Origin of the sequence: Microbacterium sp. GCS4 (assembly GCF_001262495.1) — a bacterium.
In the GTDB taxonomy this organism is placed as follows: Bacteria; Actinomycetota; Actinomycetes; order Actinomycetales; family Microbacteriaceae; genus Microbacterium.
Window position 1 is genome coordinate 256,894 of record NZ_LGYE01000003.1, and the last position, 11,692, is coordinate 268,585.

General features: G+C 69.4%; 12 protein-coding genes. 8 read left to right on the forward strand and 4 right to left on the reverse strand.

Features of this window, described 5'->3' with window-relative positions; genetic code table 11:
* Nucleotides 1–2: 2 nt before the first annotated feature.
* Together kdpA and AKH00_RS17870 are read right to left on the reverse strand one after the other, a co-directional pair.
* Nucleotides 3–1,691, reverse strand: coding sequence for a potassium-transporting ATPase subunit KdpA (gene kdpA, locus AKH00_RS13030; protein ID WP_050723187.1), 1,689 nt, complete (start codon nucleotides 1,689–1,691; stop codon nucleotides 3–5).
* Nucleotides 1,691–1,780, reverse strand: a complete 90-nt coding sequence (locus AKH00_RS17870) for a potassium-transporting ATPase subunit F (RefSeq protein ID WP_050723188.1) — start codon at nucleotides 1,778–1,780, stop codon at nucleotides 1,691–1,693. The genes kdpA and AKH00_RS17870 overlap by 1 nt, the downstream gene beginning before the upstream one ends.
* Nucleotides 1,781–2,112: 332 nt before the next feature.
* On the opposite strand from AKH00_RS17870, the gene AKH00_RS13040 reads away from it, so the two are divergent.
* From AKH00_RS13040 to AKH00_RS13050, 3 genes are all read left to right on the forward strand, one after another.
* On the forward strand, nucleotides 2,113–3,291 hold the full coding sequence (locus tag AKH00_RS13040; protein ID WP_235556772.1) for an SLC13 family permease: 1,179 nt from the start codon (nucleotides 2,113–2,115) through the stop codon (nucleotides 3,289–3,291).
* Nucleotides 3,292–3,600: 309 nt separating this feature from the next.
* Nucleotides 3,601–4,302: a GntR family transcriptional regulator gene (locus AKH00_RS13045; RefSeq protein ID WP_050723189.1), complete on the forward strand. Its 702-nt coding sequence runs from the start codon at nucleotides 3,601–3,603 to the stop codon at nucleotides 4,300–4,302.
* A 1-nt stretch (nucleotide 4,303) separates the two neighbouring features.
* On the forward strand, nucleotides 4,304–5,008 hold the full coding sequence (locus tag AKH00_RS13050; protein WP_050723190.1) for a GntR family transcriptional regulator: 705 nt from the start codon (nucleotides 4,304–4,306) through the stop codon (nucleotides 5,006–5,008).
* Here AKH00_RS13050 and AKH00_RS13055 read toward each other — a convergent pair.
* Nucleotides 4,995–5,585 (reverse strand): GNAT family N-acetyltransferase, encoded by a 591-nt coding sequence (locus AKH00_RS13055; protein ID WP_050723191.1) that lies wholly within the window; start codon nucleotides 5,583–5,585, stop codon nucleotides 4,995–4,997. The genes AKH00_RS13050 and AKH00_RS13055 overlap by 14 nt on opposite strands.
* A gap of 16 nt (nucleotides 5,586–5,601) precedes the next feature.
* Nucleotides 5,602–7,731, reverse strand: a complete 2,130-nt coding sequence (locus AKH00_RS13060; protein ID WP_050723192.1) for an APC family permease — start codon at nucleotides 7,729–7,731, stop codon at nucleotides 5,602–5,604.
* A gap of 218 nt (nucleotides 7,732–7,949) precedes the next feature.
* On the opposite strand from AKH00_RS13060, the gene AKH00_RS13065 reads away from it, so the two are divergent.
* The 5 genes from AKH00_RS13065 to AKH00_RS13085 all read left to right on the forward strand — a co-directional run bounded on the left by AKH00_RS13065 (nucleotide 7,950) and on the right by AKH00_RS13085 (nucleotide 11,670).
* Nucleotides 7,950–8,648: a GTP pyrophosphokinase gene (locus AKH00_RS13065; RefSeq protein ID WP_050723193.1), complete on the forward strand. Its 699-nt coding sequence runs from the start codon at nucleotides 7,950–7,952 to the stop codon at nucleotides 8,646–8,648.
* 68 nt (nucleotides 8,649–8,716) lie between these two features.
* Nucleotides 8,717–8,998: a hypothetical protein gene (locus AKH00_RS13070; protein ID WP_152926191.1), complete on the forward strand. Its 282-nt coding sequence runs from the start codon at nucleotides 8,717–8,719 to the stop codon at nucleotides 8,996–8,998.
* A gap of 78 nt (nucleotides 8,999–9,076) precedes the next feature.
* A complete protein-coding gene (locus tag AKH00_RS13075) occupies nucleotides 9,077–10,684 on the forward strand; it encodes a molybdopterin-dependent oxidoreductase (RefSeq protein WP_050723195.1) in 1,608 nt (535 codons plus the stop codon).
* 60 nt (nucleotides 10,685–10,744) lie between these two features.
* Nucleotides 10,745–11,233, forward strand: a complete 489-nt coding sequence (locus AKH00_RS13080) for a MogA/MoaB family molybdenum cofactor biosynthesis protein (RefSeq protein WP_050723196.1) — start codon at nucleotides 10,745–10,747, stop codon at nucleotides 11,231–11,233.
* Nucleotides 11,230–11,670, forward strand: a complete 441-nt coding sequence (locus AKH00_RS13085) for a molybdenum cofactor biosynthesis protein MoaE (protein ID WP_050723197.1) — start codon at nucleotides 11,230–11,232, stop codon at nucleotides 11,668–11,670. The genes AKH00_RS13080 and AKH00_RS13085 overlap by 4 nt, the downstream gene beginning before the upstream one ends.
* Nucleotides 11,671–11,692: the final 22 nt, after the last annotated feature.

Genomic DNA, 11,692 nt, shown 5'->3' on the forward strand with positions numbered 1-11,692 from the left:
GGTCAGAGTCCTTCGGCGAGGGGTCCCAGTGCGAGCACCGGGAAGTAGGTGAGGGCCGTGATGATGACGGTCACGGCGGTGAGGAGTCCCACGAACTGCGGTCGGTGGGTGGGCAGTGTGCCGGTCGTCTCGGGGACGCGCTGCTGGGCGGCGAACGATCCGGCCAGGGCGAGCACGAGCACGATCGGGAGGAACCGGCCGAGCAGCATCGCGACGCCGAGCGCGGTGTTGAACCACGGCGTGTTCGCGGTGAGACCGGCGAACGCGGAGCCGTTGTTGTTCGCCGCCGAGGTGAAGGCGTAGAGCACCTCGCTCATGCCGTGCACGCCCGGGTTGAGGATGCTCGTGGCCTCGACATCCGCGCGGATGCCGGGGATCGCGAAGCTCACCGCGGTGCCGAGCAGCACGAGCGTCGGCGTCACGAGGATGTACAGGCTCGCGAGGGTGATCTCCCGAGGGCCGATGCGCTTGCCGAGGTATTCGGGGGTCCGGCCGACGAGCAGTCCGCCGACGAACACCGCGATCACGGCGAGCACGAGCATCCCGTACAGTCCCGAGCCGACGCCGCCGGGAGCGACCTCGCCCAGCATCATGTTGAGCATCGGCATCATGCCGCCGAGCGCCGTATAGGAGTCGTGCATCGAGTTCACGGCTCCGGTCGAGGTGAGGGTGCTCGCGCTGCCGAACAGCGCCGAACCGAGGATGCCGAAGCGCACCTCCTTGCCCTCCATGGCAGCTCCCGCGAGCTCGGGGGCGGTGCCGCGTCCGGCGAGCTCCAGTGCCGAGAGGGCGAACGTCGACACGAGGAAGATCGTGCCCATGACGGCGGCGATCGCGTAGCCCTGGCGGTTGTCACCCAGCATCCGTCCGAAGGTGCGGGGGAGCGCGAACGGGATCATCAGGATGAGGAGGATCTGCAGCAGGTTCGTGAAACCGGTGGGGTTCTCGAACGGATGCGCGGAGTTGGCGTTGAAGAACCCGCCGCCGTTCGTGCCGAGCAGCTTGATGGCCTCCTGCGAGGCGACCGGACCGCCGGGGATGCTCTGCGTGCCGCCCGAAACCGTGGTCACGTCGGTGAAGCCGGCGAAGTTCTGGATCACGCCGCCCGAGATCAGGGCGATCGCCGCGATCAGGGCGATCGGCAGCAGGATGCGACCGAGCCCGCGGATCAGATCGACCCAGAAGTTGCCGATCGTCGTCGAGCCACGACGGGAGAGCCCGCGGATCAGCGCGACCGCGACCGCAAGGCCCACCGCCGCCGATACGAAGTTCTGCACCGTGAGGCCCGCGAGCTGCACCGTGTAGCCCATGGTCTGCTCGGGCGAGTACGACTGCCAGTTCGTGTTGGCGACGAACGACGCCGCCGTGTTGAACGCGAGGCCCTCGGGGACGGCGGGGAGGCCGAGCGATTCGGGGAGGAACGCCTGCAGGCGCTGCAGGCCGTAGACGAGCAGCAGGCCGACCACCGAGAACGCGAGGACGCTGCGTGCGTACGCGCGCCAGGTCTGCTCCGATGCCGGGTTCACACCGATCACGCGGTAGACGCCGCGCTCGACGCGCGCGTCGCGCGGGGTGCTGAAGACGTGCGCCATGTAATCGCCGAGGGGGCGGTACAGCAGCACGAGTGCGGCGATCAGCACCGCCGCCTGCAGGACGCCGAACCAGATCTCGGCACTGGATCCGGCGCCCATCAGAACTTCTCCGGAGCGACGAGGGCGACCACGAGGTAGACGATCGCGGCGACCGCGAGGGCCGCGCCGATGATCTCGAAGACGATCACAGGCGTTCCACCCCCTTCGCTATCAGGGAGACCAGGGCGAACAGCGCGAGAGTCAGCGCGATGTAGATGATGTCGAGCACGAGAGTCGATACAACTCCCGTGCGGAGGCCGGTGCGGCCATCCTCACGCTTTGCCTACGGCGGTATGCCGGAATGCATGCGGGATGCTCACGGCGGCGCTGCGTGGCTTCACCCGGGGCCGACACGCCAGATATCGGACCGTCGCAGCCGGAATGTCCGGAAAGTGGCGTGTCGGCCCCCGGGGTGAGGCCCGCTGAGCGCGTCGCACCGGCGAACGAGCCGATCCACCCTGCGCGGTCGTACACTCACGAAGTGAGCGCGACGCGACGCCGGCTGGGGCCGGGCACCATCATCGTCCTGGTGCTCGTCGCCGTCGCCCTGATCTGCCTCTTCACCGGCATCCTTCCCGCGCCGGATGCGGGTGCCCTCGGCGAGCGCATCACCCCCGTGCTGGGCTTCGTCGTGGCGATCACGATCGTCGCCGAACTGGCCCGTGACGCCGCGGTGTTCGATGTCCTCGCTCAGCGTCTCGCGCGGTGGGGACGAGGCCGGGTGATCGCCCTGTGGGCCTCGGTCGTGCTGCTCGCGGTCGTGAGCACGGTGTTCCTGTCGCTCGACACGACCGCTGTCATCGTCACGCCCGTGGTCGTCGTGCTGGCGCAGAGCATCGGCGTCTCCCCGCTGCCGTTCGCGCTCGCCACGGTATGGCTCGCGAACACGGCCTCGCTCGCATTGCCGGTGTCGAACCTCACGAACCTGCTCGCCGCGCCCGCGATCGGCGAGAGCCCGGCCGCGTTCCTCGCGCTGAGCTGGGCGCCGACGCTCGTCGGCATCCTCGTGCCGGTCGTGCTGCTCACGATCGTGCATCGCCGCCCCCTGTTCGGCTCGTATCGGATGCCGTCGTCCGGCGACCCGTCCGACCGCGTGCTGTTCTGGGTCGCCTCCGGCATCCTTCTCGCGCTCCTGCCGCTCCTCGCCCTCACGCATGACGTGTGGATCCCGGCGACGACGGCCGCCGTGCTGCTGGTCGCGCTGTTCGCGGTGCGCCGACCGCACGTGCTGCGCCTGTCACTCGTGCCGTGGCAGGCCATCGGGCTGGCCACCGCGCTGTTCGTGCTCGTCGAGACGGCTCACGCGAACGGCATCCTCGACTTCCTCTCGGCCCTCGCGACCGACGGCCACGGCGTCGGTCAGCTGCTCGGCCTCGCCTCGGCCGGAGCGCTCGCCGCAAACGGCGTGAACAATCTGCCCGCGTACCTGATCCTCGAGCCGGCGGCCTCCGACCCGGTCGCCCTGATGGCCCTGCTGATCGGTGTGAACCTCGGCCCGCTGATCACCCCGTGGGCCTCGCTCGCCACCCTGCTCTGGCATCACCGGGTCGTGTCGCTGGGCGTCGAGATCCGCTGGGGCACGCTCATGCTGTGGGGTGCGGCCGTCGCGGTGCCGACGGTGGTCGTCGCGACCCTCGCGCTGGCGCTCGTCGCCGGCTGACGGCATCCGTCGATCCGCCGCTCCGGTCGCATTTCGTGGCGCCGGGATGCGTCGCAAGCGGCACCAACTGCGACGGGAACCCGCATGCCCCGCCACCCGCATGTCCGCACCCTCGATGCCGGGGCATGGAGAAGGGCAGCGGCCCAGGATCGGGGGGATCTGGGGAATCCATGGCACGGATTGGGGAGTTGTGCCGGAAATGTGAGCCGCTGCCCTACGCTTCGACGGTACTGAAGGCACGGATGCGCCGGTGAAACTTCAGTGTCTGATGTGTGGTGCGGCAATATACCGGCGACTTAGAGTGTGCCCGTGGACGAGAACAGCGAGCACCTCCCCATCCGGCCGCGGCAGCTCATCCGCGACCAGGTGTTCAGCACCCTCGCGGAGGAGATCGTATCGGGGCGCATGCAGCCGCTCGAAGAGATCCGCGACCAGGATCTGCAGGCGGAGTACGGGGTCTCGCGCACTCCGATCCGCGAGGCCCTCAACCGGCTCGCCGACCTCGGCCTCATCGAGGTGCGCACCAACCGCTTCACCCGCGTCGCCCCCGTCGACCTGGACGCGCAGGCCGACCGTGCGGAGGCCGCGGTGGCGATGATCGGGTACTGCGCCGTGACCGCGGTGCCGGACTACACCGACGAGCAGGTCGCGTCGCTGCATCGGCGCATCGACGGGATGCTCGGCACCGACCTCGCCTGGGCGGCCACCAGGGAGGGCCTGCAGCACTGGTACGCGCTGTGGGCCGAGGTGGTCACGAACGCGGGGAACCGGACCATGATCGAGATCCTCGACGGGCAGCTCGCCCTCCATCTCACTCGCACCGTGCCCGAACAACGAGTGCCTGACGCCTTCGTCGAGCACATGCGCACGGCCCTCGCGGAGCTGCGCGCAGCGCTCACCCACCGCGACGGACACCGATTCCGCGAGATCATCGAGCCGCTCTTCGCGCATGTCACGATCGAGCCCCTGCGCTCCGCGGCGATCGCCGTCGAGAAGAACGCGCGGCGCTGACGTGGACGACGACGCGCGCGGCGACGGCTTCCTGTACAGCCGCCTCATCGGCGGTGCCGAGCCGTCGACCCCGCACGCATCCTCGCGGGTGGATGCCGTCGTCGACAGCCTCGCCCGCTCCATCGTGTCCGGTGAGCTCGCCCCCGGCGACCCCCTCTCGGTCTCGGACCTCACTCGCCGCCTCTCGGTCGCGCCGGCCACCGTGCGCTCCGCGCTCAGCGCGCTGGAGGCCATGCACCTGATCGAGCCGCGGTTCAACCGCGCCTCGGTGGTCACGACACCCACTCCCGCGTGGTTCGTGGCGGTGGCCGCCGAGTGCGTGGGGCTCTCGGTCGCGGCGGTCGATCTGGGGCTCGCGAACGCCTCGGATGCTGAGATCGCGACGTTCCTCGACAGGGCGGACGAGGTCGCGGCGCTGTGGTCGGACGCCGACCTGGACCAGGTCGCGGGGGCGGAGGGGCTGTGGGACCTCCTCGACCTGCTGGCGGGATTCTCGACGAACGCGTACCTGCGAGCGCTGCACGCCGCGAAGCGCAGGGCGATGGTGTTCGGCATCCGCATGCTGAGCCGTCAGCGCAATCCGGCCATGCTGCGGTCGGTGGTCGAGGCGCTCGTCGTGGCCGCACGCGAGCGCGACCGGGTCGAGGCCGCCGACATCGTGCGCGACCTCTACACGTTCGTGGTCGACGGCGTCACTGCCCCCTGAGTGCCGCCCACTCCTCCGCGAGGATGCCGTAGTTCATGCCGTCGAGCCACTCGCCCGACCGGTGCAGGGCGGTCTTGCGACTGAACTCCTCCCGTCGCATCCCGATCCGCTCCATGAGCCGCCACGAGGGCTCGTTGTCGGCGAAGCATCCGGCATGCACGCGGCGCAGCCCCAGCGGTCCGAAGCACGCGCCGATCACGGCGCGGATCGCCTCGGTCGCATAGCCTCGTCCGGTGTACGCCGGGTCGAGCACCCAGCCGAGCTCGGCCTCGACGCCGCGTGCCTGATCGGCGACCTCGAGCTGCGCCCATCCGTCGCCGACCTTGATCATGAGGTCGCCGATCGGAGTGGCGGCGCCGTCGCCCTCGGGCAGGAGCTCGATTAGATGCATCGCCGCGAGCCGATCGGGGTCGAGGTAGCGCTCGCGGAAGGCGTCGAGCGTGTCAGGGGCGAGTCCCAGCCAGCGATTCACCTCGGGGATTCGCCGCCACTCCCACATGACGTCGATGTCGTCGGGCGCGAGGGGACGGATCCGCAGACGCTCGGTGCGGATCGGCCAGAAGTCGTGCGAGCTCATGCCCCTCAGCCTAGGATCACTCCTCGGCCGGATGCTTCGCGCCGTCCTCCGGCGGGCCCTCGGGTCGGTGCGCGCGACGACCCATCACGACCACCGGCCGTCCGGCGCGCTCCTGCCCCGGCAGCGGACGCGACCGGCGTCCGTAGATGAGCTCCGAGGAGTCCAGCAGCCACGGCACGAGCGTGATCGTCACACCGTGCACGAGCATGAGCTGGTTGGCCATGCGGCGGGCGCGGCGGTTGTGCAGGAAGGTCTCCCACCAGTGGCCGACGATGTACTGCGGCAGGTACACGGTCACGACCGAGGCGCCGTGCTTCTCGCGGTACTGCTTGATGAACTGCGCGACGGGCTGCGCGAACGAGCGGTACGGCGACTCGGCGATCACGAGCGGGATCGGCACGTGGTGATCGCGCCACTCCTTCTGCAGCGGCGCCACGTCGTCCGAGGCCACCGCCACGTGCAGGCCGATCGTCTTGTCGTGCTTGGCGGCGACCGCGTAGTCGACGGCCTTCGCGACGGGCTTCTGCAACCGGTTCACGAGCACGATCGCCAGGTCGCCCGTCGCGCCGAACTTCGTGGTGTCGTCGATCGCGATCTCGTGCTCGACGTCGCGGTAGTACCGCTTCACCCCGAGCATGAGGAAGGCGAGGATCGGGATCGCGAAGAACACCAGATAGGCGCCGTGCGTGAACTTGGTGATCGTGACGATCACGAGCACCAGCACCGTGAGGGTCGCCCCGGCGGAGTTGATGATGAGACCGACCTTGGCGGAGCGGCGGTCGGATGCCGAGGCGCCGTCGATCCCCGACCCTTCCGGGCTCTCCGCAGGCCCGCGCAGCACGCGCCGCCAGTGCCGAACCATGCCGATCTGGCCGAGCGAGAACGACACGAACACGCCGATGATGTACAGCTGGATGAGAGTCGTCAACCGCGCCTGGAACACCACGAGCACCGCGATCGCGGCGATGCCGAGCACGATCATGCCGTTCGAGAACACGAGGCGGTCGCCGCGCGTGTTGAGCGACTTCGGTGCGTAGCCGTCGCGCGCGAGCACCGATCCGAGCAGTGGGAAGCCGTTGAACGCCGTGTTGGCTGCGAGCAGCAGCACGCACGCGGTCGCCGCCTGGATGACGAAGAACAGGATGCTGCCGCCGCCGAACGTCGCGGAGGCGATCTGCGCCATGAGGCTCGGCTGCGGGTTCGAGCAGTCGAAGCCCACGAGATCGCACGGGTTCTCGGCGTAGTGCACACCCGCGATGAGCGCGAGCGCGGTGAGACCGGCGAACAGGCACGCCGCGATCGACCCCATCAGCACGAGGGTCGTCTGGGCGTTGCGGATCTTCGGGGTGCGGAAGGCAGGAACGCCATTCGACACGGCCTCGACCCCCGTGAGGGCGGAGCATCCGCTCGAGAAGGCGCGCAGGATGAGGAGGATCACGGCGGCCTGGCCGAGGTCCTCCGAATGCACCGCGAACTCGGCGCTCGACGCCACGGGCGCGTCGCCGAGGAACGTGCGGACGAGTCCGGTCACGATCATGAATCCGACTGAGCCGATGAACACGTACGTGGGGATCGCGAAGACGAGCGAGGCCTCGCGCACGCCGCGCAGGTTCACGATGATGATGAGGATCACGAAGCCGACCGCGAGTTCGACGCGGAACGGATCGAGACCGGGCACGGCCGAGATGATGTTGTCGACGCCCGACGCGACGGACACCGCGACGGTGAGGATGTAGTCGACGAGCAGCGCGGCCGCGACGATCACGCCCGGGATCTCGCCGAGGTTCTTCGACGCGACCTCGTAGTCGCCGCCGCCCGAGGGGTACGCCTTGATGAGCTGGCGGTAGCTGAGCACCACGACGATCAGCAGCACGACGACTGCCGTGGCGACGAGCGGCGTGAACGAGAGGAACGTCAGTCCGCCGATGAGCAGGATCATCACGAGCTCCTGCGGCGCGTACGCGACCGAGCTCAGCGCGTCGGACGCGAAGATCGGGAGCGCCATCTTCTTCGGCAGCAGCTGGTCGTCGACCTGCTGGCTCGTCAGCGGTTCGCCGATGAGGATGCGTTTGGCGAGCGGAGGCGCATCCGTGGTCTCGCGTGATTCATCTGACACGTCCGGCGACTTTACGCCCGTGCACGGCATCCTCACGACATCCTGACGGAATCCCTACGGCGCGTCGTCGCACCCTAACGGAATCCTCACGCTCTCCCGCCCGTCTATTTCTGCCGTACGGCAGAAATAGACGGGCTATTCGCGCCATACGGCAGAAATAGACGGGCGGGGGACGGGCGGGGGCGTGCGTCTCGCACACATCGACGATCCACAGCCGTTTCCGATCACGAACGCGTAACGTCGGAGTCATGACGTCCCTCCAGGTCACCGACGACGCCATCCAGCAGACTCGGGAACTCCGCGACGAGTTCCAGCGCTTCCTGCGCGAGTACGAGTTCGGGATGCGCGAGGTCGAGACCAAGATCGGCATCCTTCGCGACGAGTTCACGCACCACCATGCGTACAACCCGATCGAGCACGTGAAGAGCCGTCTCAAGACGCCCGACAGCATCGTCGAGAAGATCGCGCGCAAGGGGATCGAGGAGCCCGACTTCGACCGCATCCGTGCCGAGATCACCGACATCGCCGGTGTGCGGGTGACGTGCAGCTTCGTCGCCGACGTGTACCGCCTGTTCGACCTGTTCACCGCGCAGGACGACGTCACGGTCCGTACGGTCAAGGACTACATCGCGACGCCCAAGGAGAACGGCTACAAGAGCCTGCACGCGATCATCGAGGTGCCCGTCTTCCTCTCGACGGGCGCGCTCTCGGTGCCGGTCGAGGTGCAGTTCCGCACGATCGCGATGGACTTCTGGGCCAGCCTCGAGCACAAGATCTACTACAAGTTCTCGAACCAGGTGCCCTCGCACCTCGTCGAGAGCCTGACGGATGCCGCGGAGGCCGCCGCCGAGCTCGACGCTCGCATGGAACGCCTCCACCGTGAGGCGCACGGCGTGCCCCAGCGTCAGCTGCCCCCGCCCCCGCCGCCCCACGTCGTGCAGGTCTGACGCCGGGATCCACCCGCCGGCGCGTCGCCGAGGTTGCGGTGGCTCGCGCGCCCTGGGAGCATCGGCAGGTGACCTCGACGCAACAGGATGCCGGAACAGCGACCGACCTCGGCGCGCTGCTCGGCCTCGACGAGCTCGCCGGCCTCGACCGCGGCCGTCAGCGCTGCGAGTGCGATCACGGTGACGACGAGGCCTACGCGCCGTGCGGACGCAAGGCGAAGTGGCGCGTCTCGATCGACTGCCAGTGCGGGGAGAACCACCCGCGCACCGTCGAGATCCTCTGCTCGCGCTGCCTCAGCACTCTGCGCCGCAGCCAGGACCGCGACACCATCACGGCCCGCCCGCTCTGACGCCGACCGCGGCATCCGTTCCCGCGTCCGCTCCGAACAGAGGGTGACCCACGTCGCCGTCGAACGAGGAGAACGCACATGTCACGGAACGCACCGCGCAAGAGGTTCTTCCTGTGGGCGGCGCTCGCCGGCCTCATCGGCGGCGGGACGTTCCTCGCGACGGCCGAGCTGCTCGCGCTGATCGTCGCGCGGGAAGCCAGCCCGATCCTCGCGGTCGGCGGCTTCGTGATCGACATCGTCCCGCAGCCGTTCAAGGAGTTCGCGATCGCGACGTTCGGCGAGTACGACAAGATCGCGCTGCTGGCCGGGCTCGGACTGGCGGTGGTGATCGCCTCGGCGATCGCCGGCATCCTGCAGCTCGTGAAGGCCCCGCTCGGCGTCATCGCGCTCGTGATCGCCGGGGCGCTGTCGACGGCCGCGATCGTGACGCGCGCAGGGGCGACCCCCCTCGCGTTCCTGCCGCCCGTGATCGCGACGGTCGTGGGCTCGATCATCCTCGTCCTGCTCGTCCGCCGCCTCCGCGCGTGGCGCGACGGCGTCGTCGAGACCACCCGCGACGGCATCGACGACGGCGACGACGTCGCCGCGGGTGACCACCGCACCGCCACGCCGACGCAGCTCGGTCGTCGTCAGTTCTTCGTGCTCGCCGGCATCACGGCCGCGGCGGCGGCCGTCGTCGGCGTCGCCTCGCGCGTGGTCAGCACGACGGTGGCCTCGGTGGCCTCGATCCGCGACTCCCTCAAGCTCCCTTCGCCGAAGTCGACCGTCACCGTGCCGGACGGCGCCGAGCTCGACATCAAGGGCCTCAGCTCGCTGTACACCCCGAACAAGGACTTCTACCGCGTGGACACCGCGCTCACCGTGCCGACCATCGACCCCGCGACGTGGCGACTGGTCATCGACGGGATGGTCGACAACCGTGTGGAGATGAGCTTCCAGGACATCCTCGACATGGGCCTCGACGAGTACTCGATCACGCTGACGTGCGTGTCGAACGAGGTCGGCGGCGAGCTCGTCGGCAGCGCGAAGTGGCTCGGCGTCCCGCTGCGCGAGGTGCTGAAGAAGGCCGGAGTCAAGGACGGCGCCGACATGGTCCTGTCGAAGAGCGTCGACGGCTACACCGCCAGCACCCCGCTGTCGGCGCTGACCGACGAGAACCTGGACGCGATCCTCGCCGTGGGCATGAACGGCGAACCGCTGCCGCTCGAGCACGGCTTCCCGGTGCGCATGGTCGTGCCGGGCCTCTACGGCTACGTGTCGGCGACCAAGTGGCTCACGGAGCTCAAGGTCACCACCTTCGAGAAGGACGAGGCGTACTGGACGCCGCGCGGGTACAGCGCCGAGGCGCCGATCAAGTTCTCGTCGCGCATCGACACCCCCAAGCTCGGAGCAGCGGTCGATGCGGGCAAGGTCCCGATCGCGGGCGTCGCGTGGGCGCAGTCGGTCGGCATCGAACGCGTCGAGGTGAGCATCGACGACGGCGACTGGCAGGCGGCGACCCTGTCGGCTCCCGTCAACGAGGACACCTGGGTGCAGTGGTTCGTCGAATGGGACGCGACGCCCGGTACGCACTACGTGGCGGTGCGAGCCGTCAACAAGAACGGCGATCTGCAGATCGAGGAACGAGCGCCCATCGCGCCCGACGGCTCCTCGGGATGGCAGCGCTCGCTCATCCGGGTGGTCTGAGATCCGCGCGGGTGGCCCGAGGTCCGTGCGGGCGGGATCGTCGCGCCCTAGGGTGGACCCATGACGTCACTCCCCGCGTGCGTGATCACCGTCTCGGACCGATCGTTCGCGGGTGAGCGCGAGGACCGCGGCGGTCCCATCGCGGTGGGGCTGCTGCGGGATGCCGGGTGGCACTGCCCCGACGCCGAGATCGTCGCCGACGGGGTGGAGTCCGTCGCCGAGGCTCTGCGGCGCGCGGTCGGCCGCGGCATCCGGCTCATCGTGACGACGGGCGGCACCGGGGTGAGCCCGCGCGATCAGACACCCGAGGGCACGCGACAGGTCATCACGCGGGAGGTGCCGGGCATCGCCGAGGAGCTGCGTCGCAGCGGACTCGCCGACACGCCGCTCTCGGTGATCTCGCGGGGTCTCGCGGGCATCGTGGATCCGGCGGGCGCACTGATCGTGAACCTCCCGGGGTCCACGCGCGCCGTGGCCTCCGGCATCCCGGTGATCCTCACCGTGGCACGTCATGTCGTGGATCAGGTCGACGGAGGGGACCACTCATGAACACCGTACGCATCGCCGCCATCTCGGAGGAGCCGCTCGACCTCGACACGCATCTGCGCGCGGTCGAGGACCCGGCGCTCGGAGGCGTCACGACCTTCATCGGACGGGTGCGCGACAACGACCCCGACGCCGAGACCCCCGTCGTGGGTCTGGAGTACAGTGCGCATCCCGACGCCGAGGCCGTGCTGCGGTCCATCGCCGAGAAGGCGGGGGCGGATGCCGTGGGCGCGGCCCGCGTGGACGTCGCGGTGAGCCACCGCATCGGCACCCTTCAGGTGGGTGACGCGGCGGTCGTGATCGCGGTGGCGGCCGAGCACCGCGCCGAGGCGTTCGAGGTGTGCCGTGCCGTGATCGAGGACATCAAGCGCGACCTCCCGGTGTGGAAGCGTCAGCTGGAGTCCGACGGCTCGACCCTGTGGAAGGGCATCGGCGGCTGACCCCGGTACGTCCTCAGGTCGT

Excerpts from the sequence above, each read along its gene's own strand:
- AKH00_RS13065 (WP_050723193.1), top strand. The coding sequence starts at position 7,950 with ATGACGTCCCTCCAGGTCACCGACGACGCCATCCAGCAGACTCGGGAA.
- AKH00_RS13075 (WP_050723195.1), top strand. The coding sequence starts at position 9,077 with ATGTCACGGAACGCACCGCGCAAGAGGTTCTTCCTGTGGGCGGCGCTC.
- AKH00_RS13080 (WP_050723196.1), top strand. The coding sequence starts at position 10,745 with ATGACGTCACTCCCCGCGTGCGTGATCACCGTCTCGGACCGATCGTTC.
- AKH00_RS13085 (WP_050723197.1), top strand. The coding sequence starts at position 11,230 with ATGAACACCGTACGCATCGCCGCCATCTCGGAGGAGCCGCTCGACCTC.
- AKH00_RS13060 (WP_050723192.1), bottom strand. The coding sequence starts at position 7,731 with ATGCCGTGCACGGGCGTAAAGTCGCCGGACGTGTCAGATGAATCACGC.
- kdpA (WP_050723187.1), bottom strand. The coding sequence starts at position 1,691 with ATGGGCGCCGGATCCAGTGCCGAGATCTGGTTCGGCGTCCTGCAGGCG.
- AKH00_RS13055 (WP_050723191.1), bottom strand. The coding sequence starts at position 5,585 with ATGAGCTCGCACGACTTCTGGCCGATCCGCACCGAGCGTCTGCGGATC.